The organism is Paraburkholderia sp. BGA-UO-ETr-F12, assembly GCF_059567945.1.
Genome location: NZ_JCAQOZ010000032.1, coordinates 197,982 through 221,610, shown reverse-complemented (window position 1 = coordinate 221,610; position 23,629 = coordinate 197,982). Strand labels below are relative to the sequence as shown.

At 63.6% G+C, this 23,629-nt stretch carries 21 protein-coding genes; 7 read left to right on the top strand and 14 right to left on the bottom strand.

The window, feature by feature from the left end:
- Window positions 1–2: 2 nt before the first annotated feature.
- A complete protein-coding gene (locus tag AC57B6_RS16090; protein WP_046570064.1) occupies window positions 3–428 on the bottom strand; it encodes a VOC family protein in 426 nt (141 codons plus the stop codon).
- 396 nt (window positions 429–824) lie between these two features.
- Here AC57B6_RS16090 and ada point away from each other — a divergent pair, with 396 nt between their 5' ends.
- The 4 genes from ada (at window position 825) to AC57B6_RS16070 (ending at window position 5,535) form a co-directional block, all read left to right on the top strand.
- Window positions 825–2,009, top strand: coding sequence for a bifunctional DNA-binding transcriptional regulator/O6-methylguanine-DNA methyltransferase Ada (ada, locus tag AC57B6_RS16085; RefSeq protein ID WP_253958704.1), 1,185 nt, complete (start codon window positions 825–827; stop codon window positions 2,007–2,009).
- The gene (locus AC57B6_RS16080; protein WP_028197635.1) at window positions 2,006–2,923 is read left to right on the top strand and encodes a DNA-3-methyladenine glycosylase family protein; all 918 of its coding nucleotides are present in this window, start codon (window positions 2,006–2,008) and stop codon (window positions 2,921–2,923) included. Before ada ends, AC57B6_RS16080 begins: the two co-directional genes overlap by 4 nt.
- A gap of 233 nt (window positions 2,924–3,156) precedes the next feature.
- Window positions 3,157–4,773, top strand: coding sequence for a glutamate--cysteine ligase (gshA, locus tag AC57B6_RS16075; protein ID WP_046567268.1), 1,617 nt, complete (start codon window positions 3,157–3,159; stop codon window positions 4,771–4,773).
- 270 nt (window positions 4,774–5,043) lie between these two features.
- A complete protein-coding gene (locus tag AC57B6_RS16070) occupies window positions 5,044–5,535 on the top strand; it encodes a hypothetical protein (RefSeq protein WP_106356043.1) in 492 nt (163 codons plus the stop codon).
- A gap of 369 nt (window positions 5,536–5,904) precedes the next feature.
- On the opposite strand, the gene AC57B6_RS16065 is transcribed toward AC57B6_RS16070, so the two are convergent.
- Window positions 5,905–7,467 (bottom strand): DHA2 family efflux MFS transporter permease subunit, encoded by a 1,563-nt coding sequence (locus AC57B6_RS16065; protein WP_028197632.1) that lies wholly within the window; start codon window positions 7,465–7,467, stop codon window positions 5,905–5,907.
- Between the two features lie 135 nt (window positions 7,468–7,602).
- Window positions 7,603–8,145, bottom strand: coding sequence for a MarR family winged helix-turn-helix transcriptional regulator (locus AC57B6_RS16060; RefSeq protein ID WP_028197631.1), 543 nt, complete (start codon window positions 8,143–8,145; stop codon window positions 7,603–7,605).
- A 252-nt stretch (window positions 8,146–8,397) separates the two neighbouring features.
- Here AC57B6_RS16060 and AC57B6_RS16055 point away from each other — a divergent pair, with 252 nt between their 5' ends.
- Window positions 8,398–8,775, top strand: a complete 378-nt coding sequence (locus AC57B6_RS16055; protein ID WP_046567280.1) for a hypothetical protein — start codon at window positions 8,398–8,400, stop codon at window positions 8,773–8,775.
- Window positions 8,776–9,041: 266 nt separating this feature from the next.
- A complete protein-coding gene (locus tag AC57B6_RS16050; RefSeq protein WP_496421692.1) occupies window positions 9,042–10,607 on the top strand; it encodes an efflux transporter outer membrane subunit in 1,566 nt (521 codons plus the stop codon).
- Between the two features lie 76 nt (window positions 10,608–10,683).
- On the opposite strand, the gene AC57B6_RS16045 is transcribed toward AC57B6_RS16050, so the two are convergent.
- From AC57B6_RS16045 to gspG, 8 genes are all read right to left on the bottom strand, one after another.
- On the bottom strand, window positions 10,684–11,463 hold the full coding sequence (locus AC57B6_RS16045; protein WP_183798955.1) for a type II secretion system protein N: 780 nt from the start codon (window positions 11,461–11,463) through the stop codon (window positions 10,684–10,686).
- Window positions 11,464–11,485: 22 nt separating this feature from the next.
- On the bottom strand, window positions 11,486–11,989 hold the full coding sequence (locus tag AC57B6_RS16040) for a type II secretion system protein M (protein ID WP_183798958.1): 504 nt from the start codon (window positions 11,987–11,989) through the stop codon (window positions 11,486–11,488).
- Window positions 11,986–13,407 (bottom strand): type II secretion system protein GspL, encoded by a 1,422-nt coding sequence (gspL, locus tag AC57B6_RS16035; protein ID WP_496421691.1) that lies wholly within the window; start codon window positions 13,405–13,407, stop codon window positions 11,986–11,988. Before gspL ends, AC57B6_RS16040 begins: the two co-directional genes overlap by 4 nt.
- A gap of 28 nt (window positions 13,408–13,435) precedes the next feature.
- Entirely contained in the window at window positions 13,436–14,479 is a 1,044-nt protein-coding gene (gspK, locus tag AC57B6_RS16030) for a type II secretion system minor pseudopilin GspK (protein ID WP_046570065.1), read from the bottom strand.
- A 790-nt stretch (window positions 14,480–15,269) separates the two neighbouring features.
- Window positions 15,270–15,947 carry a PulJ/GspJ family protein gene (locus AC57B6_RS16025; RefSeq protein WP_028197625.1) on the bottom strand — a complete coding sequence of 226 codons (678 nt, stop codon included), beginning with the start codon at window positions 15,945–15,947 and terminating at the stop codon, window positions 15,270–15,272.
- A complete protein-coding gene (gene gspI, locus AC57B6_RS16020; protein ID WP_028197624.1) occupies window positions 15,925–16,341 on the bottom strand; it encodes a type II secretion system minor pseudopilin GspI in 417 nt (138 codons plus the stop codon). Before gspI ends, AC57B6_RS16025 begins: the two co-directional genes overlap by 23 nt.
- 1 nt (window position 16,342) lies before the next feature.
- Window positions 16,343–16,921, bottom strand: a complete 579-nt coding sequence (locus tag AC57B6_RS16015) for a GspH/FimT family pseudopilin (protein WP_096335769.1) — start codon at window positions 16,919–16,921, stop codon at window positions 16,343–16,345.
- 164 nt (window positions 16,922–17,085) lie between these two features.
- Window positions 17,086–17,550: a type II secretion system major pseudopilin GspG gene (gene gspG, locus AC57B6_RS16010; protein WP_028197622.1), complete on the bottom strand. Its 465-nt coding sequence runs from the start codon at window positions 17,548–17,550 to the stop codon at window positions 17,086–17,088.
- Window positions 17,551–17,787: 237 nt separating this feature from the next.
- On the opposite strand from gspG, the gene AC57B6_RS16005 reads away from it, so the two are divergent.
- Complete coding sequence (locus AC57B6_RS16005; RefSeq protein WP_028197621.1) at window positions 17,788–18,201, top strand: type II secretion system protein N; 414 nt, start codon at window positions 17,788–17,790, stop codon at window positions 18,199–18,201.
- A gap of 144 nt (window positions 18,202–18,345) precedes the next feature.
- Here the strand turns inward: AC57B6_RS16005 and gspF are convergent, their stop codons facing one another.
- Genes gspF through gspD form a run of 3 tightly spaced genes read right to left on the bottom strand, consistent with a single transcriptional unit; the run spans window position 18,346 to window position 23,487 of the window.
- Window positions 18,346–19,563: a type II secretion system inner membrane protein GspF gene (gene gspF / locus AC57B6_RS16000; RefSeq protein WP_028197620.1), complete on the bottom strand. Its 1,218-nt coding sequence runs from the start codon at window positions 19,561–19,563 to the stop codon at window positions 18,346–18,348.
- A gap of 4 nt (window positions 19,564–19,567) precedes the next feature.
- Entirely contained in the window at window positions 19,568–21,118 is a 1,551-nt protein-coding gene (gspE, locus tag AC57B6_RS15995; protein WP_338137996.1) for a type II secretion system ATPase GspE, read from the bottom strand.
- Window positions 21,115–23,487, bottom strand: coding sequence for a type II secretion system secretin GspD (gspD, locus tag AC57B6_RS15990; RefSeq protein WP_496421690.1), 2,373 nt, complete (start codon window positions 23,485–23,487; stop codon window positions 21,115–21,117). The genes gspE and gspD overlap by 4 nt, the downstream gene beginning before the upstream one ends.
- Window positions 23,488–23,629: the final 142 nt, after the last annotated feature.

Here is a 23,629-nt window from a genome sequence, read left to right as displayed (position 1 = left end):
CGTCATAGAGACGTCGCACGTGCTGCTTCGGGCGGCCCTTTGAGTTCGACCATATTGCCTTCCGGGTCGAATAGATACAGCGACTGCCCAAACCCATCCGCGCCGTAGCGCAAAGCCGCCTCGCCTGGCCGCGCGCCATGTTCGGCCAGATGCACCTTGAGCGCCTCAGCGTCGAACGGCTCGACACGCAAACACACGTGGTCCATATTCCGCCCCGCGCCCGGCACCCCATTCTCGGGATGATCGAGCTTCGCGCCAACCTTTAACAGATCGATCAGCGAACGGCCCGCACGTAATTGCGTCAGGCCCAGATCGGGCTGCTCCTTCTCGATGCTGCAACCGAGCACTTCGCAATAAAAACGCGTCATCTCCGGAACATTCGATGCCCGTATGACGATGTGATCGATCTCGCGAATATGGATTTTCATGTCGAACGCCCCTTGGCCGGTACGCAGAACGGATGAACAGCCACCAGTGTAGGAGATAGCCGAGGCAGCGAGAATGGGCGATGAGCCGTGCGCGAGGGTCAGATCAGAAAACATCAGACGAAAAAAAGCCCGCTCTATGTGGAGCGGGCTGAATCCATATCAGGAGGAGACATGGAGGAGACAGGTACTAATATACACATGGGGTTGGTGCGACGCAATAACTTTTTAAGGGAAAACCCGATATCGTGCCAAATTGTCGCAGTTTGGGGCGAAACGAGCGCCTGGCGGGCGCCCGGAGCCTACGAGGAAGCGCAATGACAGAGCAAGAACCGGAGCGTAGTGTGTTGGCATGCGGCCTACATTGGTGAGCATCGACAGCGCTTTTTCGGGACCATCATGAACCGCACCGACCGTACTTTCCATACCGAAACCGGCAGCGAAACCGCCATTCGCGACACCCACTGGACCACCGACGCCGAGCGTTGGGACGCCGTCACCCGCCGCGAGCCGCAGGCCGACGGCGCGTTCTTCTACGCCGTCAAAACGACGGGCGTGTTCTGCCGCCCGTCATGTGCATCGCGCCAGCCACGCCGCGAAAATGTCGCATTCTTCACCGACGTCGACACCGCGCGCGCCGCGGGCTATCGCGATTGCAAGCGCTGCCAGCCCGGCGGCCTGCCGCGCGAGCTGGAGATCGTCAATCGCGCGTGCGCCGCGCTGGACGCCGATCCGCAACAGCGCCTCACGCTCGCGCAATTGAGCGACGCCGTGCATGTCAGCCCATTTCACTTGCAGCGCCTGTTCAAGCGCGTGGTGGGGGTGTCGCCGCGTCAGTACCAGGCCGCGCACCGCGGCGCTGCGTTGCGCGATGCGCTGCAGAGCGGCTCGGACGTGACCCGCGCCACGCTCGACGCCGGCTTCGGCTCGCCATCGCGCATGTACGACAGCGCGTCGGCGGAATTGGGCATGGCGCCGTCCGCGTTCCGCCGCAAGGGTGCGGGGCTTACCGTGCGTTACGCCAGCGCACCGACCTCGCTCGGCTTCGTGCTGGTCGCTGCCACCGACAAAGGTATTTGCAAGATCGGGTTTGGCGACGATGCCGCGATACTCGCCGACGATTTACGCGGCGAATTCGCCAACGCCGAGCTGGTTGAAGATGCGACGCGGCTGGCGCCGTTCATCGCGCAGATCGATGCCTATCTGCGCGGCACGCGACAGGACTTCGATCTACCTCTGGATATCGCCGCCACCGCCTTCCGGCAGCGTGTGTGGGACGCACTACGCCGCATTCCCTACGGCGAGACGCGCAGCTATTCGCAGATCGCAGAAGCCGTCGGTTCACCTCGCGCCGTGCGCGCGGTGGCGAGCGCGTGTGCGACGAATCCGGTCGCGTTGGCGATTCCGTGTCATCGCGTCGTGCAAAAGGGTGGGGCGCTCGCGGGGTATCGTTGGGGGCTGCCGCGCAAGGCCGCGCTGCTCGACAACGAAGCCCGTCACGCCGGCGACGTTTCGCCGGACAAACCTGAGCGCCGCGAACCTGCGGCCGTTACCGCCACCACTAAACTGGACCACGCCGCGTGAGCACGCTTGACGACGTTGCAACACTCGAATTGCCCTTCAAACCACCCTTCGACTGGCCGCGTCTGCTGCGCTTTTTCGGTGGACGCGCGACGCCCGGCGTCGAAGCGGTCGAAGACGGCGCCTATCGCCGCGCGATCGATTGGGCCGGCGACAGCGGCACGCTGACCGTACGCCTGCATCCGCGCAAGCGCTGCCTCGTCGCGAGCATCGAAGGCCCGGCGAGCCGTCACGCCGACGCGCTCGCCACGCCGATCGCGAGAATGTTCGACCTGCACGCCGATCCCAGGAAAATCGGCCGTGAACTGGCCGCCGACCCATGGCTCGCACCGTTGATCGAGGCCGTGCCAGGTTTGCGTGTGCCGGGCGCGTGGTCGGGCTTCGAACTGGTGGTGCGCGCGATCGTCGGCCAGCAGGTGAGCGTGAAAGCGGCCACTACGATCATCGGACGATTGGTGCAGCGTGCCGGCGAGCGCATCGAAGGTCATCCGCATGAGCACACAGCGTGGCGCTTTCCGACACCCGCCGCGCTCGCCGCAGTGGATCTGGAAAAGATCGGCATGCCGGGTAAACGCGTAGCAGCCTTGCAGGGCTTCGCGCACGCCGTGGCGACGGGCGACGTGCCGCTCGACAGCAAGGCCGCCGACGCCGACAGCCTGCGCGCGGCGTTGCTCGCACTGCCTGGCATCGGTCCATGGACGGTGGAGTATGTGGCGATGCGCGCATGGCGTGATGCCGACGCGTGGCCCGCATGGGATCTGGTGCTGATGCAATCGATCTGCGCCCGCGACCCATCGCTCGTGAGACCCACGCAGCAGCGCGCGCGCACGGACGCATGGCGGCCGTGGCGCGCGTATGCGGCGATGCATCTATGGAACGAGGTGGCGGACCGGGCAGGGGCCGCGCGCGGCGGCTGACGTCGTGCGGCCATTGGCGCATGAGGGGAGTGGGTTGCGGGGCAAGCCATTTGTCCTGAAATTAGGCCGGGCGGTGTCGCCTGAAGCCCTGCCGAAGCGGCCTCAAGCAGCCGTTCTGGCGAGATGTTAAAGTGCCCGCTACCCGAAAATTCCGCCGAACGTTGTCAACCGCGCAGTGCTGCACGTGAGCAGTGAAGCGGTACATGGCGGCCGACAACGCCCGACACGCATCAATGCCAAACACGACACCTTCCCGCACGAACGACGCGCTGTTGCACCGCCTCTCGGTGCTGAGCTCAGGCCCACAGCGCGACGCGCTGATACGCGGCCTGCGCGGCATCGAAAAGGAAAGCCTGCGCGTAACGCACGACGGCCGGCTTGCCTTGACGCCGCATCCGCTCACGCTTGGTTCGGCGCTCACGCATCCGTCGCTGACCACCGACTATTCCGAGGCGTTGCTCGAACTGATTACGCCGGCCGAGCACGACGTCGCGCTCACGCTCGAGAAGCTCGATACGCTGCATCGTTTCGTCTACGCCGAACTGGGCGACGAGATCTTGTGGAACAACTCGATGCCTGGCCTGTTGCCCGATACGGACGAGGGCATTCCGATCGCGCATTACGGCACGTCGAATATCGGCAAACTGAAGTACGTGTACCGCATAGGCCTCGCGCTCCGTTACGGCCGCACGATGCAATGCATTGCGGGCATCCACTACAACTATTCGCTGAACGAAGAAGTGTGGCGGGCATGGCATGCGGACCAGCAATCCACCGCCAATGCCGTCGATTTCCAGTCCGACCGCTACCTCGCGCTGATCCGCAATTTCCGCCGCACCAACTGGCTGCTGATGTACCTGTTCGGCGCGTCGCCGGCACTGGATCGCCGCTTCCTGCGCGATCGCAAGCACACGCTCGAGACCTTCGACGCCGACACGCTGTATCGCCCATACGCGACCAGTTTGCGCATGAGCGATCTCGGCTACTCGAACACCACGGCGCAGGCCGCGCTGCACGCCGACTACGACACGCTGCCGGGCTACCTCGACGCGCTCGCGAAGGCCGTGAGCCAGCCGTACCCCGCGTACGAGGCAATCGGCACGCAACGCGACGGCGAGTGGGTGCAGATCAACACGAACGTGTTGCAAATCGAAAACGAGTTCTACTCGACGATCCGTCCGAAGCGCGTCACGTACCCGGGCGAGCGTCCGCTGCATGCGTTGGCTGCACGCGGCGTGCAGTATGTCGAAGTGCGCTGCATGGACATCGACCCATTCGAGCCGACCGGCATTTCGCTCGAGACGTCACGCTTCCTCGATGCTTACCTGCTGGTCTGCGCGCTTGACGACAGCGCGCCACTGCCGCCGGACGCCTATGCCGAGGCGAACCAGAACTTCGGCCGCGTGACGATGGAGGGCCGCAAACCGGGCCTCGAACTGACGCGCGACGGCAAGCCGATTGCGATGACGGATTGGGCGAACGAACTGTTCATCCAGATTGACGCAGCCGCCGCGAAGCTCGACGCATTGCACGGCGGCGACGCCCACGCCCGTGCCGTGGCGGTTCAACGCGCGAAACTGGCGGATGCGTCGCTGACACCGTCCGCACGCGTGTTGCAGACCATGCGCGACAAACAGCAGAGCTTTCTCGAATTTGGCCTTGAGCAAAGCGAAGCGCACGCCGCTTATTTCCGCTCGCGTCCGCTGGATGCCGCGCAGACCAAAGAATTCACCGACCTTGCTGCGCAATCGCTTGCCGAGCAGGCCAAACTTGAACGGGAAGAGGTCGGTTCATTCGACGCATTTGTCGCGGCTTACCGGGCGTTCACACTGAACCGATTCAGCGTGTAAACAACGCATCAGACGAACCCGGAAAAACGCCTTCAGAGCAAATGCCGTTCAGTGAATACTGAACGGCATTTTCATTTGCCGAACCGCAAGCGGTTTGATGGCCGCTTTTCCATTGCGCACAGGTAACGTCTACGCCAGGCGACCTTCGATACCCGGCCATACCGGCAAAATCTCCCCGCGCCTCGGCTATTCGTAAGCGCGCATGAAACACCTTGTCGGGGATGCGGTCCAACGTGTATGACACGTTCCGGAGCGGGAGGCTTTAACGCGATGAAAAAAGGTCTGTTGGCCGTACTGTGCCTGGCGGCGGCGGGGTGTTCGACACAGGGGCAGGTCGATCCGGGCGTGATGCAGATCGCGACCACGCCGTTGACGTGTTCGACGAAGGCTGAGTGTGACGTTTGGTGGCAGCGTGCGCAGACGTGGGTAGCGGGGCATTCGAAGTACAAGATCGAGTCTTCGACGGACACGTTGATCCAGACGGCGGGTCCGGACGGCGGCAAGCGTGCGCTCGCGTACCAGATAACGCGCACAGCGAATCCGGACGGCACGGCGACGATTGGTTTCGCTGCGCATTGCGACGGAGCGCTAGGTTGCAAACCGAACCCATGGGAAGCGGGCGCCGACTTCAAGGAATACGTACGAAGTGGCACGCCAACGGGCGCGCCGCAGAGCGGCGAGAAGCCATCGCAAGGTGCACCCACGGCGATGCACCCGGACGCATCGGGCCAATCGATCCCGGGCGAACCTGTAATGCAGTGAGGTAAAGAGGGGAAAGCGCTCCCAGAAAAAGCGAGTAGGCGCAAAGAACTCGCCGCATAAAACCCGGCGGGCGGTTCCAAGAACGAGGCATCGGCGCGCGCAGCGCCGCCGGAGGTATGACTGCCTTGTCACCAGGGCGGAATGTGCGAGGCGACAGATTCCAGATGCACCACTACCGCTACTGTGCGGGGGACTCGCTTATGAGCTGGCGGTGTAAAGCCGCTTTCTTTTGCCTACTTTTCTTTGCGGCATGCAAAGAAAAGTAGGTGCCGCCCCGCACAGGGGCAACGCTAATCGACCACTACCAAAGCAAGGAAAGGCCAACACCATAAGCAAACAGCCAAGGCGCCGCACAAGCACAAGAAACAGTCAATGCCCCATAGAAGGCCCAACCCCCTTACGGGGTTTAGTAACCCAAACAAGCACAGCCAACACCAAAAACGCCGCACAAGAAATGCGAAAAAAGTCATTAGTGGCCATCATATAAGCCTGCGCCGTAACAACCTGATTCAACTGAGCGGTGAGACCATCCCCAGAAAGCCCGATCCCGGCGAGCGCATTGGTATAAGCATTGGTATTAGCCGAATAAACATTAACCGAATCGGTCAGCATCGCATGATGATAGATCGTGTCATTTTCCCAGTAAGTCGTACTAACAGCCGTCCCAATCGCCCCCGACAGTGTCCGAAAAAAGTTAGACAAACCGGAAGCACTAGCAAGCCGCTCATCCGACACGCTGGACAGCGTAATAGTAGTCATCGGCACAAAGAAGCAGGCAACGCCGATACCCTGCACCAACCTCGGCCAGATCACATGATTGAATGGCACATCGAGCGTAAAAGTCGAGTTCCAGAACGACACCAGCGCAAACACGATGAACGCAAAACTCGCCACCACACGCAGATTCAACCGATGCATATTCTTGCCGATCATCGGCGACAGAAACAGCGCAAGAATGCCGACTGGCGCCGTCGCCAGACCGGCGATCCCGGCGGTATATCCCATCACCGTCTGCAGCCACAGCGGGAAAATCACCACAGACCCGAAGAACGCCATAAACCCGAACGAAATAATCACTACCCCGAGCGCGAAGTTGCGGTCCTTGAATAGCGAAAGATCGACAACGGGTTCCTTATCCGTCATCTCCCAAACCAGCAGGAACGCAATCGACACCACCGCGATAATCGCCAGCGTGACGATAAAGGTCGAGTTGAACCAGTCGCGATCCTTGCCCAGATCGAGCACCATCTGCAGACAAGACACGCCGATCACGAGCAACGCGAGACCGACCGCATCGATACGCTGTTTGGTGACCTTGGTCTCACGGCCGCGCAACAGCAGGAACGCGCACACCGCCGAGAACAAGCCGATCGGCACGTTGATATAGAAAATCCACGGCCACGTGTAGTTGTCGGTGATATAGCCGCCCATCACGGGCCCGAAAATCGGCGCGCAGATCACCGTCATCGCCCAGAGCCCAAGCGCGAGTCCGCGTTTTTCCGGTGGATACGAGCGCATCAGAATCGTCTGCGAGAGCGGGACCATCGGCCCGGAAACAAGCCCCTGCAGAAGCCGGAACGCAATCAGCGACTCGAAATTGTGCGCGAAGCCGCACAGTGCCGAGGCGATCGTAAAAAGCAGAACAGACAGCGTGAACAGCCGCACCTCGCCGACACGCCGCGCGAGCCAGCCGGTCAGCGGGACCGCGATCGCTGATGCGACGGAATAGGACGAGATGACCCAGGTGCCCTGACTGGTCGCCACGCCGAGGCTGCCGGAAATGGTCGGCACGGCGACGTTCGCGATCGACGTATCGAGCACTTCCATGAACGTGCCCAGCGCGAGGCCGACGGTAAGCAACGCCAGCGCCCCGCCTTTCAGCGGCGCGGGTTCGGCGGCGGGTAGGGCATCGGCGGAAGCCGTAGCAGCCATGTGTGATTCTCCTCAACCGGGAAAGCTTGTCGCGGCAGCTTTATCGCACCCGTCTAACGGTGTGCTTACATGCCGGATCACCCTCTGCCCAGACAGACATTTTCAAACAACGGCGCGTTCAAAAGCGCCTCCTGGTTACCGCTCGCCGTGCTTTGCCGACGGCTCTTCGGGTGAGTCTTCCAGCGCTTCCTGCGTTGATTCCAGTCCACAGCAGCCGCCCGCGCCCTCACCGATGCCGTTCGCAATGAAACGGCCGAGCAGGTCGAGCAGGGTGGCATGCTCCGCGGCGGAAAACCCGCGCAGCTGCTCGTTCAGCACGGCGGCGCCCAGACTGGGCAATTGCCGCGCGGCTTCATGGCCTTGCGGCGTCAGCTCCAGCTTGACCATCCGGCGGTCGGCGTCGCTGCGCGTGCGCACGATAAAGCCTTTCTTTTCAAGGCGATCGAGCAAACGCGTCATCGATCCGCTGTCGTATGACATGACACGCGACAACTCAAACGGCGTGTTCGCGCGCTGCGCGGACAACATCAGAATCACACCGATCTGCTGAGCGGTCAGTCCTAACGGTTTGACTGCGCGGTCGGTTCGTTCGACGAGCACGTTTCGCGCTTTCGTCAGGTAATAGCCAAGACTCGATTCGAGTCGAATCTCATCCGCTTTGTAGGGGCCGTCAGTCATCGTGTATCCGGGAACATCGCCAAGCAGAACGAATTCTAGCTGCCTAAGCAGACAAGTCAAATTGGATTTCGCACGACGCGAGCAGCACAAAAAACAACACCACTCTTGCGACCGAGCAAAGTATCTTGAAATTTAATTGCATAGTCAATATTATGATAGGCAACGAGTTACGCGCAACCTGCGCCACCCGAGACCATGTTCTGACCGATTGTCTGCACGCCGCACCGGCGCCGTGCGTAAAGGATTTCCCCCATGCTGTACCTCAAAAACACCCTCGGCGGCCTAAGCCGCTCCCTGACCGATTCCGCAATGAGCAGCTTTCAAGGGCCGCATCGCTGGTGGAAACTGGCGTTGCTCGCTGTGCTGTTTGTGCTGCCCGGTGGATCGGTAGGCGTCGCGGTGCTTGCGTGGTTCGAGCATCGGCGGGTACAGAAGGGGGTTCAGGCCGCCGCAGCAGCGAAACCAGCGGAATTGCCGGCTGTGAGCGTTGCCGTCGTCGGAGCGGTCAATGGCGTTCCGGCCATCTCAGTGAGTCCTGCTGGCGCCTGCCAGGCGAGAGGTGATGCACCGTGCCGGGCTGCGGCGGGCAAGCTGGCCCGGCAGACGACGTCGTCGGATTCGCGGGTTTAAAGCGTCGCTGTTTAATTCTCTTCTACGCGCAAGGCCGGCGCTGGTTCCACGTGCAGCGCTTCGCGTCGCCAAAGGCAACCAGGCCGGTAACAGCACGTAACCATCCCGATACCGTCAGTAACACACCTTCGCCTTCCCTCGCATTACCCTTTCAGTTTGCCGCGCTCGTGCGGCCCCATACGCTAACATTCCGGCAGAGCCATGATCTCGCCCGGCTGGCAGTGCCGCCATTGGCCGCACCGCGGCGTCCTGAAGGAATCCATTGCATGCAGTTTGATCGAATCTCGCGCGCGCGGACGCTTGCGCCCCGAGCCCTGACTATCGCGGTAGCCGCAGGCCTCGCCGCCTCGCTGGCCGGTTGTGCAGTCGGCCCCGACTACAAGCGGCCCGCGGCCGAGATCCCCGCTTCCTACAAAGAAGCCGCACCCGGCTGGAAGGTCGCCCAGCCTGCCGATCGGCAGGACCGCGGCGACTGGTGGACCATTTACGAAGACCCGCAACTCAACGCGCTCGAAGACAAGCTGAACACGTCGAATCAGACCATTGCCCAATATGCCGCCGCCTACCGGCAGGCACGTGCGCTGGTCGGCGAGGCACGCGCGGCGTATTTTCCGACCGTCGGCGCATCGGCGGGCGTGACGCGCTCCGGCTACGGTTCGTCGTCCAGCGGCGGCGCGACGACCTCGAGCCGCTCCGGCATCAACAACAGCTACAACGTACAACTCGACGCAAGCTGGGAACCGGACCTGTGGGGTTCGGTCACGCGCTCGGTGAATTCGCAAAAGGCCGGCCAGCAGGGCGCCGCCGCCAATCTGGCGAATGCGCGGCTGTCCGCGCAGGCCACACTCGCGCAGACCTATTTCTCCCTGCGCGCGCTCGACTCCACCCAGAAGCTGCTCGACGACACCGTAGCGGCCTATCAGCGCTCGCTGCAACTCACGCAGAACCAGTACGCGGCAGGCGTGGCCGCCCGCTCGGACGTCATTCAGGCGCAAACGCAGCTACAGTCGGCGCAAGCAGCCGCGATCGACAACGGCGTGGCGCGCGCACAAGACGAGCACGCGATCGCCGTTCTGGTCGGCGAGCCGGCCTCGACCTTCTCGATTCCGCCCATGCCGCTCACCGCTACGCCGCCTGCCGTGCCCGCGCAGATGCCATCCGCGCTGCTCGAGCGGCGTCCGGATATCGCGGCGGCCGAGCGCACGGCGGCGGCGGCGAACGAACAGATCGGTGTCGAGATCGCCGCGTTCTTCCCGTCGCTCACGCTGTCGGCTACCGGCGGTTTCCAGAGTTCGGCGTTCTCGCAGTTGTTGACCTTGCCGTCGCGCTTCTGGACGCTTGGTCCGCAGCTCGCCGCCACGATCTTCGACGCGGGCCTGCGCCAGGCAAAAACCGAAGCCGCCCGCGCGGTCTACGATCAGGACGTCGCCACCTATCGTCAAACGATCCTGGCGGCATTCCAGGACGTCGAAGACAACCTCGCCTCGCAGCGCATCCTCGAGCAGGAAATCGTCGTGCAGCGGCAGGCCGTGGATTCCGCGCGTCAGGCGCTCGCCATCGTCACGAACGAGTACAAGGCGGGGACGGTCGGCTATGTCAACGTGCTGACCGCGCAGACCACCGCCTTCACGGCGGAGCAGAAGCTGGAGAGCCTCGCCGGGCAGCGTATGGTGTCGTCGGTGGGGCTCGTGAAAGCGCTCGGCGGTGGCTGGGATGTGTCGCAAATGAACCGCGAAACGGGCGATGTGGCGGCACCCGCGCCGTTGCCGGCAGCGTCGGCCACGCCTGTGGCGCAAAGCGGCGCTACCACGCCGGCAGCGCGAAGCGACTAGGCGCGCGGCGCAAAGGAAATGCAAAAGAGGCAGGGCCGCGATAGGCGGCCCTGCCTCTTTTTTTGTACCCGGCGCGTCAGTGCACGAACGTCAGGGCGACGCTATCCGGCCCGTTCGGCCGTCCCAGCAGATTCAGCAGTCCGGCAAGATTGTCGCGAGCTTCCGGCGCGGAGCTGGCCGTTCCCTGAAACGATGTTGAGGCTGCCGACACAGTGCCATTGCCGGTCAGCATCAGCGGCCCCTTGAGGGTCGTCAGATCCAGCGTGGACGAGGCGCCTTGCGCCTGGAACAGCAGCCGGTAAGAGCCCAGCGGCTTGACCAGCGAGACGCGCGAACTGACGTCGTTCAGCGTCACCGTCAATTGGCCGAACGCTTCCTGATTGAAGCTGCGCCAATCTGACCAGGCGAGGCGCACGTCGCCTTGCAGATCGAGCGTATTGAACGGCGCGCCGAGCCCACTCAGCAGCGAAGCCGGCACAGCCATCGCGCCGGACGTGACGGTGGCGGTGCGCGGCGTGATGTCGACGGTGATGGGGTCGGGCATCGCCTCGCTGTGCCGCATGGTCATGCGCACGTGGCCGGTGAAGAGCGGCCAGAAGGCAGTGCGCCATTCGATCCGCCCCGGCAGCAGGGTCGCGGCGCTCATGTCGGAACCGGCAGCCAGCATGAGCGTCGCCGAACCGTGCCACAGCGAGCCGGCGGGATCGACGAGATTGACGTGGCCACGGGTTTGCTTGGCGAACTGCGGCGTGATCCAGGCGGCCGGCAACAGCGTCAGCATCACGGCCGCGCTGGCCAGCACTGCGACCGCCAGCCAAGGTAGCGCGGCGCGCAGACGCCGCATCCAGTAAGTCATGCGAGATCCTGTAACGGCGCGGTCATTTGGCGGTAGACGGCTGCAACGATGCCGTCAGATCCACCTGGCCGTCTTCCTTGAGAGCGGTCACGTGCGCTTCGGCGACCTGCACCTTGAACTGCTTGCGCGCGTCGTCGACCCAGCTCGTCCACGCCGGGAACGACACGTTCTTCATCTGGATCTGCACCGCATTGCCGACCACCTGCACCTGGGTCGCGGCCAGTCCATGATCGCCGAGCGAGGCGGTGAGCGCATCCTTCAGTGCCGCGCCGGTCGGCGCGACGCCTTGCGCCGCGGCGGAGAGCTGGCGCGCTTCATTCGCTTGCGCGGTCATCTGCGCCAACTGACGCTGCAGCGCAGGCAGCGATTCACGCAAGTGAGCGCGGCCTTCCTGCGCGGGCGCCCACAGCACCGACCATGCGATCACCACGGCGAGCACCCCGCCGCCCCACGCCAGCAGCGTTTTTTCGCGCTCGGTGCGTTGGTCCCAGAATCCAGCCCAGCTTTGGGCGAGTTCAGCTTTCATTGTCCGTTCCTGATAGTCCACTTGCCGGTGTTGCTGTCGATCGCACCGCTCAGACCGTTGCGCGACAGACGCTTGGCGAAATCGGCATCGAGTTTCACCTCGGGCTTGAAAGTCACGTCGAGCCGCCGGTCGTGATAGTCGAGCGCGGCGATGCCGTTGACCGGCACTGGCGCCAACGAACGCGCAAGGCCATCGGCGAGCGACAGAAAATCGTCCGGCGACAGCTCACCCGCCGCCACCCGCAACTGCTGCAACTGGCGCGACATCTGATCGGGCGCGTCGAGCACGACCGTCGTCTTGGGGAAGGTGTTCAGAAGCAGCTCGGTCATCTGCGTGTTGATCGCGTCGCGCTGACGCGCGAGCATCATCCACTGCACGTTCGCGCCGATAATCGCGATTAGCAGCGAGCCGACCGCCAGCAGGACCGGCAGGCGCAGGCGCCGCAGCGTCGCGCGATCGAGCCGCCACGGTTGCGAGGCAAACTCGAACTGGCACAGATCGAAACGGCACGCCAGCGCGCGGCGCGCGAGCTGCTCGAACGGCAGCGGGCTGGCCCCGTGCACATAGGCGGCAAGCCTGGCCGGACTGGTTGCTGCGAGACTCGGCTCGTTGCCGGGCACTTCCGTCAGCATATACAGCGAGACTGGCGCCGCGCCGGCGAGCGCGCTGAGCGTCGCGTTCACCGCGCTCGCCGGCACCGCCAGCCCTTCGCCTTGCACGCCGCGCGCGATAGCCAGTTCGACACGCGGTGCGCCGTTGTCCACCGCACGTTCGACCGCGCCTTCGAGCAGCAAGGCGGGCGCGGTCTGAACGACGGCGCCGAGCACGGCCGCCACCATCGGCGTGACCGACGCGACTTCTGGCGCCACGACCGGCGCGACACCCGGCAGCGATGTCGCCACGCTGGCCGTACCGGCCAGCACCGGCTCGCCGGCGTTGACCATTTCCGCGACTTCGGCGGGGGTGTCGAGCGCGACGGCTTGCGGCAGACAGCGCGTAACCGGCACTGCGCGCACGCTGCGGTGGCCCGCTGCGGCAAAGCCCTCGCAGATGAAGCGGAACCAGCCGCGGTCGATGATCGCGAGCAACTGCCGGCCGCCTGCGAGCGGTTGCGGATCGACGGCGATGTGGCAGGTTTGCGGGTCCTGGATCAGTTGATCCTCGACGATATTCGGCAATGCCTGGCGCAGCCGCGGACCGCGCAACGGCGGCAGCTTGGCGGGCATCATCAGCAGGTCGCGGGCGGCGACCATCAACACCGTCGACGAGGCGCGCGGCAGCAGCGCGAGCGCCGAGCGGCCCGCGCGCTGGGTGCGGCCCGATTTGTCGAGCAGCACGAACGGCAGGTCCGGCAGTTGCCATTCCTGCGACGGCACCGCCGGATCACGCGGCGGCAATAGAACGATCAGCGTGCTCAAAGGCCACTCTCTCTGGGAAAGGCGTTATTCATAATTGGTCTTGTACCCGCACGATACGCGTAGTGTGAGTCAAAGCATCGCGATAGACGAGGGTGGTGCGATCGACTTCCGCGCGTTCGTGCTGCACGCGGCCGTGGATCAGAAAGTAGCTCGTGTTGACGTCCATCTCATTCGGATCGATCGAGACCGACTGTACGCCGGCGCCGCGCAAGGCCAGTTGCACGTCGGCGACGTTATGGAAGAACACGGTCTGCCGGCGCGCGACGAAGGCTTGTGCGGCGGACAGGTTCATTCCCGGCACGATTGCGGCGACGACTTCGGCGGAGGCCGTATTCATGTTGACCGCCGATACGGTCGGCAGCACGGTGACGAAAGGCCGCAAACGCGCGACCATTTCCGGCGTATAGCCGGGGATATCGAGCAGCGAATCGACGCTGGTCATCTGCAGCGGCGCGACCGCGGCGTTGTCGTCGCCGTCCTCGATACCGGGCTTATCGGTGAAGCTGCCGCCTATGGCGCTGCCACCTGCGGTGAGCGGGGTCGACGTCGTGCCTGCGGGGGACGTGACCGTCTGGAAACGTGTCGCCGATTGCGCGAGGCTCGAGCGCACCTGCAAGGCGGTGGCTTTCGCCAGTTGGCTGTTCACACCGAGAGACACGAGCAGGCGCTGATAGGCGCCGACCTGTTCCATGTTCACTTGCATGACGCCGGGCGCCGGGCTCGAGACCAGATTGCGGAGGTTGAATTTCGCCTGGGCGTCTTCGATGGAACCTGACAGGTAGGTTGCCTGGCCTTGCTCGGCTCTGACTTCGCCGATTTGTCCAAGGAAATCCGACAGACGTGTTTTGGCGATGGGGACGCCCCACAGGCCGCCCAGATAGGTGATGCCTGCCGAGGTGTCGCCCTCCGAGCGGAGAATCAGGCGCGTCCAGTCGAGCGCGCCGCGGGCGACCCATTGTGCCTGGGATAGGAGACGCTGGTTTTCTATCCTGCGGATCTGGACTTGCTGGCGCCAGAGCATGCCCGATACCAATATCGCTGAGAGCGCGACTACCAGTAGGGCGCTGATGATGGCTGCGCCGCGTTGGGCTTTGGGCTGTGCGGCTGCTTTGTTGGCCTTTCCTGCTTTGTTGGCCTTTCCTTGTTTTGCTATCGGTCTATTAGCGTTCCCCCTGTGCGGGGGGGCACCTACTTTTCTTTGCCTGCTGCAAAGAAAAGTAGGCAAAAGAAAGCAGCTCAAACCGCTAGCTCTTAAGCGGGTCCCCTGGCTTGGAGGGGGTAGTGGTGCATCTGGAATCCGTGCCCCCATGTCCCCAACCGGAAGTGACAAGGCCGTCATACCTCCCGCCTCGCGCTGCGCGCTCACCGGAACGGTCCACTTCGAAAACCCCCGGCCCTGGCCGGGGTAGGCGGGAGCCGTCGGCTTCGCCTCGGCGAAATGCCCAACCCATTTTCCCGGCAATGCCGGTGTGTCGGAACTGGGGAGGGCGGCTGAAAAGGGCGTCACGCCCGAGAGCCCGATTGTTTGAGGTGTACCGTTCGGCGCGCGGAGCGCCGCCGGAGCTAATGACTGCTTTGTCACTGAGGCGGAGTGTGCGATGGGACAGATTCCAGATGCACCACTACCGATGGCTGTGCGGGGGACCCGCTTAGCATTAGCGGTTTGAGCCGCTTTCTTTTGCCTACTTTTCTTTGCGGCAGGCAAAGAAAAGTAGGTGCCCCCCCGCACAGGGGGAACGCTAATAGACCGACAACAAAACAAGGAAAGGCCAAAACGGGAAGAACGCAAACAAGCCCGCCGCAAAAGGCGAACAAACAGCACAACTACAAACCGTCGCGGAGACAACACCAAACCCCTCATCTCATTCTCCGACGAGAAAAACCCGCGTGACAGGCCGCGCCAGCGACTTAGCCCCGACACTCACTTCCAGCCCCGTCACCGACCGCGGCAGCGGCGCATTCCCTAACTGGGGCACCTTCAAATTATTATCGTTCTCCGTAATAGCGCTCTGCACATCCTTCATCTGCGTGGTCCAGCCCACCTTGGGCACATAAAGACGAGCAGAAATAGCCGCGACACCGCCCATCAAAGGCACCGCCGTCCAGCCATCACCCTCGCCGCCGCGCAGCGCACCACGCAACTCGCCCACATTCGCCAGCGGCGGCGACGCATACCGAATCACCCGCCCCTCGGACACGCGATACCTCACCACCTGCAAGCGCGGCGCCGTCCCCGGCAGCAAAATCTGCCGCACGATCTGCAGCACACTGCCGCTAATCGACACAGCGGCCTGCCCGGACTCATCGTCCGACGCGGCCTGGCGTGCGTCGATCCGCATCTGGTCGAATACCTGCGCAAAGACGCGCTCGTCCTCCATCGCATTCGTAATCGTCTGCCGGCCACGAATGATCTGGTCCAATCCGCGCCACGACAACACGGCAATCACCGCCATGATCGCAATCGCGACCAGCAGCTCGATCAGCGTGAAGCCACGCGCGCCCGATCGGCCGCGGCGCTCAGAGCGAACGGTTGTTTTCATTCGCGACCACCGTGACCATCTGGGCAAGATTGCCGGAACGCCCAGGCATCGTCACCATGACTTCCACTCGACGAAACACCGGATTCGGCGTCGCCGTCACATGCTCGGTACAAATCAACTGCAAATTGCCCTGCGAACAGTCAAAACTCGTCGAGCCGACATTCGGCCAGCCATGTGTCAAATGCAATTGCGCCAACGTATTGTCCGCGCTCCATCCCGCCAGCAGCCGTCGATGCAAATCGGCCTCGCCGTTCGCGAGACTCCCCACCGCGCGCAACGACGCGGCCAACGCAATCGCAATGATCGCCAGCGCCACCAGCACTTCGATCATCGTAAAACCGCGCTGCGCGCCGTGGACCCTCTCGCGCACGCCCATGTTCCTGCAACGACGCATCTCAGTGCACCTCATAGCGGCCGTTGCCGGTACTGACAATCGTCGCGCGTCCCGCCGCCGAGAACAGCGTGATCTGCACGGGCACGTCGATCGCTTCGGTACCGAACACGACCCGGCTCGGGTGCGAATCCGACCCGGGATAATTGATCGTGACGCCAGTCACGCCACCCTCCCAGTTACGCGGCCCAAGCAGATCGTCGCGCAGCGGACGCCAGCCGTCTTCGGTACGCACGTCGAAACGAAATCCGCCGTCGAGCGGTTGCCAGGCGATCGGCCGTGCGCGCACCTGGGCTTCGTCGCCAGCCGATTCGAATAGCAGCGCGAGACGCTGCGCCTCTTCGTTCAGATCGGTGCGCGGATTGCGCGTCATGGTCAGCGCGGTCAGCGATACCAGAATGCCCGCGATCACCAGCACCACCATCATTTCCAGCAGCGTGAAACCCGCCGCGCGCTTCGGGCCAGTGGCGCGAAAACCATCTGCGCCACGCCCGCCGCGCACGCGCGCGCCAGCGCACGCCGTGCCCGGCAGCGTCGCCGTACACGGAGTGTCCACAGGGGACTTGCAAGCGGACAGTCGCATAGTGCCGGCCACAAACGATCAACCAAAGATCAAGCAAAAATCAGAGAAACAATGAGTCGACAAGACGCGCGGTGGATCGCCAGAGAACTGGGAGCGATCCGCGCGCCTGACGCTCGACTGCGCTCAATGAATTATCAAACTACCCAACTACGAAACCACCGCGACTACTGCCACGAACCGACGTCCGCATCGTTGCCCTCGCCGCCGGGCTTGCCGTCCGCGCCATAACTGAACACATCGATCTCGCCATGCACGCCCGGATTCAGATACTGGTAGGTATTGCCCCACGGATCGTTCGGCAGACGTTCGAGGTAGCCGCCGTCCTTCCAGTTGCTCGGCACCGGGTCGGTGGTCGGCTTTTCGATCAAGGCGCGCAGGCCTTGCTCCTGAGTCGGATAGCGGCCGTTATCGAGACGATAGAGTTTCAACGCCTGCATCACCGTGCCGATGTCCTGCTTGGCGGCCACGCGGCGCGCTTCGTCCGGACGGCTCATGATTTTCGGCACGATCAACGCGGCCAGGATGCCCAGGATCGCGATCACGACCATGATTTCAATCAGCGTGAAACCGCGCTGACGACGGCTGCGCAGGTTCGCGATTCCAATTCGTCGAGTGGTCGACAGTTGCATAGCTTGCTACCTCTTTTCAGGTGAAGTTTTCGATCGGGCGGGATTCGCGTGTCAGCCAATCGGGGCTGCCATTGAACACGCCCGGCCGGTCATTTTAATGTCATGCAGTTGAAGGGTTGCGAGAAAACGCCACGCACCCTCCAGTTTCTTGCGTCCCCTCGGGGATCCCGCGTTTCGCGCGAGATTAGGAGTACTTTCCCCCAACGCAATTTTCACAATAGTCCGTACAATATGCGCATGAACGCCATTCAAATCCGCCTTCTGTCGCTCGCACTGTTCGCCGTGTTTTGCGCGACCTTGACCTACTGGGTCATTACGCTCGCCACCACGTCCGGTGCGCCGTTGCCCGCTGCCGCCGCGCACGCGCAGGTCTCGACCGACCAGGCCGCCACGCTGTTCGGCGGCCAGCTCACCCGCAGCGCCAACCAGGACGTGCATCTGTTCGGCATCCTCGCTTTGCGGGAAGGCGCCGCGGCCATCGTCAGCGTTGGCGGTGAACCGCCCCATGCGGTGTCGATCGGCAGCGCGCTCATGCAAGGCGCCAAACTCTCTGAAGTCCGCCCCCGCTCGATCATCATCGACCGCAATGGCGCGCATTCCGAAGTATTCCTGCCGGCCAATCCGGCAGGTCCTACTATCTACGTGCGCTAGTCCAGACGTTCCACCGCGCTTCAGCGGATTGCGCGGCGGCTGCCCCAAGGCGGCCGCCCCCGCATGCAATTGTCACAACGGCTGCTACATCCCTCGTTGCAGCCACGCGCAACTGAAGCACGTCTGCGTCTCTTGCCGCACCGCTTACTGCACCAGATTGTTCAACTCGATGATCGGCAGCATCACCGCCAGCACGATCACCAGCACCACCCCCCCCATCGCCAGAATCAGCAACGGCTCGAGCAGGCTCGTCAGGAACATCGTGCGCCGCTCCAGTTCACGTGCTTCGCCGTCGGCCGCGCGGTCGAGCATGGTCGTCACGTCGCCGGTCGCCTCACCCGAGCGGATCAGGTGCACCAGCACCGGCGGAAACGTCTTCGTGTTGCCGAGTGCGCGCGATAGGGACGTACCCTCGCGCACCCGCACGATCGCATCGTCGATGTTCTCGCGCATTGCATTGTTGCTGAGCGTTTCGGCGGCGGCCTGCAATGCGCGCAGAATCGGCACGCCCGCCGCGGTCAGAATGCCTAACGTGCTGGCAAACCGCACCGTGTTGTAGCCGCGCACGAGCTTGCCGAGCAGCGGCGCCGTCAACAGCCACCGGTCGAACGCAAGGCGTGGGCCCGGCTGCTTCAGCACCGAGCGCACCAGATACACCAGGACGATCACGCCAATCAGCATCGCCCACCACCAGTGCCGCACGAAGCCGGACAAGGCCATCATCATGATGGTGAGAATCGGCAGTTGCTGTTTGGTGCTGGCGAACACATTCACCACTTGCGGCACCACGTAGCTCAACAGAAACGTGACGATGCCGAAGGCGATCAGCGTGACGATCGCGGGGTAGGTGAACGCGAGTACGATCTTCTGCTTGAGCGCATTGCGTTGCTCGATGTAGTCGGCGAGACGCGACAGCACGAGACCGAGCTTGCCGGTATGCTCGCCGGCCGCCACCAGCGCGCGATAGATCTCGGGAAAGTCTTTGGGATGCTGCGTCAGCGCATTCGCGAGCGAATGGCCGCCGAGCACTTCCGCGCGAATCGACGCCATCAGCTCGCGAATGTAGTCGCGCTCCGATTGCTCGGTCAGCACCGCGAGCGCTTCGTCGAGCGGCAAGCCGGCGATCAGCAGACTGGCCAGTTGGCGCGTAAGAATCGCCTGCTCGCGCTGGGATAAACGCCGTCCCAGCGACAAGCGTTGATTGCGCTCGCCACGTGTGCGCGTCGCGGCCGGTTCAACGACGAGTGGCGTCAGTCCTTGCGAACGCAAATTGGTCCGGGCACCGCGCGCGCTGTCCGCGTCGAGTACGCCCTTTTGCGCTTTGCCCGCCGCATCGATCGCTTCGAAACGAAATGCCGGCATGCGCTTATGCTCCGCCCGTCACGCGAATCACTTCTTCGAGCGACGTCAGCCCCGATGCGAGCCAGCGGTCCGCATCCTCGCGCAGCGTACGCATGCCCTGCGCACGGCCCGCCGCCAGAATTTCCGCATCGGAGGCGTTGCGGTGAACCAGCGTGCGGATCTCGTCGTCGATCAGCAGCAGTTCGTAGACACCGCGCCGTCCCGCATAGCCCGACTGGCCGCACTTGTCGCAGCCGACCGGATGCCAGCGCACGCTGCCGTCTTCCTCGACGCGCTCTTCGCGGCACACCGGGCACAAACGCCGCACCAGCCGCTGCGCCAGCACGCCAAGCAGCGACGACGCCAGCAGATACGGCTCCACACCCATGTCGGTCAAACGGGTCACGGCGGAGGCCGCGTCGTTGGTGTGCAAGGTGGCCAGCACCAGGTGACCCGTCAGCGACGCCTGCACCGCGATCTGCGCGGTTTCCAGGTCGCGGATTTCACCGATCATGATGACGTCCGGGTCCTGCCGCAGAATCGAGCGCAGCGCCCGCGCGAAGGTCATGCCGATCCGCTCGTTGACCTGCGTCTGGCCGATGCCGGAGAGGTCGTATTCGATCGGGTCTTCGACCGTCATGATGTTGGTGGTCGCCGTTTCGAGCCGCGACATCGACGCGTACAGCGTGGTCGTCTTGCCCGAGCCGGTCGGCCCGGTCACCAGCACGATGCCGTGCGGCTTGCCGATCAGCTTGTCGAACTTGACGAGCGTGTCCGGCGCCATGCCGAGCGCTTCGAGATTCAGCCGCGAGGCGTCCTTTTCCAGCAGACGCAGCACCGCGCGTTCGCCGTGACCGGTAGGCAGGGTCGAGACCCGCACGTCGACCGGACGGCCGCCGACACGCAGCGTGATCCGGCCGTCCTGCGGCAGACGTTTCTCGGCAATGTCGAGCTGCGCCATGATCTTGATCCGCGAGATCAGCGCGCCATGCAAGGCCTTCTTCGGTCGCACGACATCGCGCAACGTCCCGTCGACCCGGAAGCGCACCACCGAAGAAGTCTCGAACGGCTCGATGTGAATATCCGAGGCCTGTTCGCGCGCGGCCTGCGTGAGCAGCGCGTTGATCATGCGGATGATCGGCGCGTCGTCTTCCGATTCGAGCAGATCCTCGACCTCGGGAATGTCCTGCATCAGACGCGACAGATCGACTTCGCCTTCCACTTCACCGACCACCTGGGCCGCACTGCCGTCCTGACGCGCGTAAGCCTGGTTGATCGCCTGAGCCAGTTCGTCAGCCGGCACACGCACCACGGACAACGCGCCGAAGTTGCGCGCGACTTCAGCAAGCGCCGCATCGCTGGTGCGTTCGCTGATCCAGACTTCGAGGCCGTCGGCGTGCTGATGCGCGACCAGAATCTGGCCGCCGCGGGCGAAGCCATAGGGCACGAGACGCGCGGCCACCGCCGACGGCGCGATGCGTTCGGCATGCTCCGCCAGAACTGCGGGCGCAGTCGCCGAAGCTCGGGCTGCTGCCGACGTTCGCGAAGCTGACGGCGGCGTGGACGGCGTGCTCACGGCTTCACTCCAGGCGATGCGGTGGACGGTCCCACGGTTACCGGATTTGTCTGTACAGCGGGGTTCGTCTGCACGGCGCCGCCGTTGGTAACAGGGTTCGTCTGCACAGCGGGGTTGGCCGGCACAGCGCCGCCGTTCATGACGGGAGCCGACTGCGGCACCATCTGCTGGCGACGCATCTGATCGAGATTGAACAGGTTCATCGCCGGCGAGCCACCCTGGCTCGGGCCGAGCGGCATCGGCGGCACCACCGGATCGTCCTTATCCTTCATCAGGTTGTTGTCCGACTTATACGCGCCCGTCACGCCCTGCACGTAGTCGTAACGGTTCGCCGTCACGGCCTGCGCGGTATCGCGATCGGTGATGATCACCGGGCGCAGAAACACCATCAGGTTGGTCTTCTGGCGAGTCTTCTGTTCCGAGCGGAACAACTGGCCGAGCCAGGGAATATCGCCCAGCAGCGGCACCTTGCTGTTGCTGACCTGATAGTTGTCCTGCATCAGGCCGCCCAGCACGATGATTTCGCCGTTATCGGCGAGCACCGTCGACTGGATCGAACGCTTGGTGAACTGCGGACCGGCCGGGTTGGTCGACACGTTGGTCGTGCCGTTCACGATCGCCGAATCTTCCGTGTAGAGCTGCAGCTTGAGAATCCCACCGTCGGTGATCTGCGGTTTGATGTGCAGCGTCAGACCCACGTCGACACGGTCATACGTGTTGAACGCCGAACCCGGGCTGGTGCCGCTCGTGAGATTCGAATACGAACCCGTCTGGATCGGCACGTTCGTACCGACCACGATCTTCGCTTCTTCGTTGTCGAGCGTGATGAGGTTAGGCGTGGACAGCACGTTCGCATCGGCGGTTTGCGACAGCGCCTGCAACAGCGCGCCAAGTCCCTGCACGCCGAAAATATTGTGCACCCAGCCGACGTTGAGCCCCTGCTGAAGACCCGAGCCACTGGCGAGCGCTGCACCGAGACCACCGGTAGCGGCGCCTGCCGCGGCGGCGGCCGTCAGATTGATAATACTGTTGCCGGTGCCGGCCGCCAGATTGGTGCCGGCAAAAACCGAACTGTTCGCGACCTGCCATTGAATGCCGAGGTTGGCGTTCGTGGTCGAGTTCAGTTCGACGATCAGCGCCTCGATATAAACCTGCGCGCGCCGCGCGTCGAGCTGGTCGATCACCGCCCGCAGATTGCGGTACACCGGCTCGGCCGCCGTGATGATCAGCGAGTTGGTTGCCGCGTCCGCCTGGATCATGCCACCCGGCTGATTGTCGTCGCTCTTGTCCTTGTCATTGCCGAGCAGGCCGCCGGAACCGCTGTTCGAACCGTATCCGCCGCCGCTGCCACCCATCGGCGACGCTCCCGAGCTGCTGTTAAGCCCGCCCGAGGGCAGCGGCGGGGTACCCGACGTGCCTGTCGAATTGCTGCCGCCCAAGCCGCCACCGCCGTTCTGGTTGAACGAATTCGCTTCGTTCGAGCCGCCTGACGAGCCGGTGTCGCCACTGCCTTTGCCGAGCATCCCGCGCAAGGTCTTCGCGAGCTTCGTCGCGTCCGCGTTGCGCAGCGGCACGACGTGGATGTTGCCGGGCATGGTCGTGGGCGTGTCGAGTTCCCTGGCCAACTGCTTCGCGGCCGCGAGCCGGGCGCCGTTCGACGCGCGAATCAGCAATGAGTTGGTGCGCGGGTCCGCGGTGATCGATACCTTCAGCGTCGCGTCGGTGCTGCCGATCGCGCCGGGGTCGAGCATCTTGGTCAGCTGCGCGGCGATATCGATCGCATTCGCGTTCTTCAGCGGCACCACCGACACCGACTGGCCGGCGGCCGTATCGACACCCGCGATGATCTGCGCGATGCGCCGCACGTTGTCGGCGTAATCGGTCACCACAATCGTGTTGTTGGCCGGGTAAGCAGCGACGGTATTGTTCGGCGAGATCAGCGGACGCAAGATCGGCAGCAGGTTGTTGGCCGACTCGTTCTTCAGCGTGAACACCTGCGTGATGACCTGATCGCCCCGCGCCACCGGCGCATTGCCGACATAGGTCGGCACGCCTTGCAGCTTGGCATCGGCCTCCGGAACCACCTTCAGTACGCCGTGATCCTGCACCAGCGCAAAACCCTGCATCCGCAAGGCGGATTGCAGGGTCTTCAGCGCCTCGTCTTCAGGCACTGCATTTTCTGACACGAGGTTCAACTGACCCTTCACGCGCGGGTCGACGATGATCGTTTTGCCGGTCGCCGCCCCGATCGCCTTGGCCACCTGGTCGATATCGGCGTTCACGAAGTTGAGTGTCACCTGTGCCTGTGCTGTCTGCGCGGTGATCAATCCAGCCACCAGCAGCGCCGTTGCGACGCGACGCAATGCCATACGATTTCTTCTCATGGAATGTGGGTTCGAAGCCGACGGCGCGAGCCGTCGACGGTCATGCAGTGCGAACATTTGAGCAGGCCGCCGCCCTGTCGGTCTGCCAGCCGGCCTCATCAGGGGTCAATCCCCGGGATGCCAGACA

Excerpts from the sequence above, each read along its gene's own strand:
- AC57B6_RS16050 (WP_496421692.1), top strand. The coding sequence starts at position 9,042 with ATGCAGTTTGATCGAATCTCGCGCGCGCGGACGCTTGCGCCCCGAGCC.
- AC57B6_RS16015 (WP_096335769.1), bottom strand. The coding sequence starts at position 16,921 with ATGCGACTGTCCGCTTGCAAGTCCCCTGTGGACACTCCGTGTACGGCG.
- AC57B6_RS16060 (WP_028197631.1), bottom strand. The coding sequence starts at position 8,145 with ATGACTGACGGCCCCTACAAAGCGGATGAGATTCGACTCGAATCGAGT.
- gspG (WP_028197622.1), bottom strand. The coding sequence starts at position 17,550 with ATGCAACTGTCGACCACTCGACGAATTGGAATCGCGAACCTGCGCAGC.
- gspD (WP_496421690.1), bottom strand. The coding sequence starts at position 23,487 with ATGGCATTGCGTCGCGTCGCAACGGCGCTGCTGGTGGCTGGATTGATC.
- AC57B6_RS16055 (WP_046567280.1), top strand. The coding sequence starts at position 8,398 with ATGCTGTACCTCAAAAACACCCTCGGCGGCCTAAGCCGCTCCCTGACC.
- AC57B6_RS16040 (WP_183798958.1), bottom strand. The coding sequence starts at position 11,989 with ATGAAAGCTGAACTCGCCCAAAGCTGGGCTGGATTCTGGGACCAACGC.
- gspF (WP_028197620.1), bottom strand. The coding sequence starts at position 19,563 with ATGCCGGCATTTCGTTTCGAAGCGATCGATGCGGCGGGCAAAGCGCAA.
- ada (WP_253958704.1), top strand. The coding sequence starts at position 825 with ATGAACCGCACCGACCGTACTTTCCATACCGAAACCGGCAGCGAAACC.
- gshA (WP_046567268.1), top strand. The coding sequence starts at position 3,157 with ATGCCAAACACGACACCTTCCCGCACGAACGACGCGCTGTTGCACCGC.
- gspI (WP_028197624.1), bottom strand. The coding sequence starts at position 16,341 with ATGCGTCGTTGCAGGAACATGGGCGTGCGCGAGAGGGTCCACGGCGCG.
- AC57B6_RS16005 (WP_028197621.1), top strand. The coding sequence starts at position 17,788 with ATGAACGCCATTCAAATCCGCCTTCTGTCGCTCGCACTGTTCGCCGTG.
- AC57B6_RS16065 (WP_028197632.1), bottom strand. The coding sequence starts at position 7,467 with ATGGCTGCTACGGCTTCCGCCGATGCCCTACCCGCCGCCGAACCCGCG.
- AC57B6_RS16090 (WP_046570064.1), bottom strand. The coding sequence starts at position 428 with ATGAAAATCCATATTCGCGAGATCGATCACATCGTCATACGGGCATCG.
- AC57B6_RS16025 (WP_028197625.1), bottom strand. The coding sequence starts at position 15,947 with ATGAAAACAACCGTTCGCTCTGAGCGCCGCGGCCGATCGGGCGCGCGT.
- AC57B6_RS16045 (WP_183798955.1), bottom strand. The coding sequence starts at position 11,463 with ATGACTTACTGGATGCGGCGTCTGCGCGCCGCGCTACCTTGGCTGGCG.
- AC57B6_RS16070 (WP_106356043.1), top strand. The coding sequence starts at position 5,044 with ATGAAAAAAGGTCTGTTGGCCGTACTGTGCCTGGCGGCGGCGGGGTGT.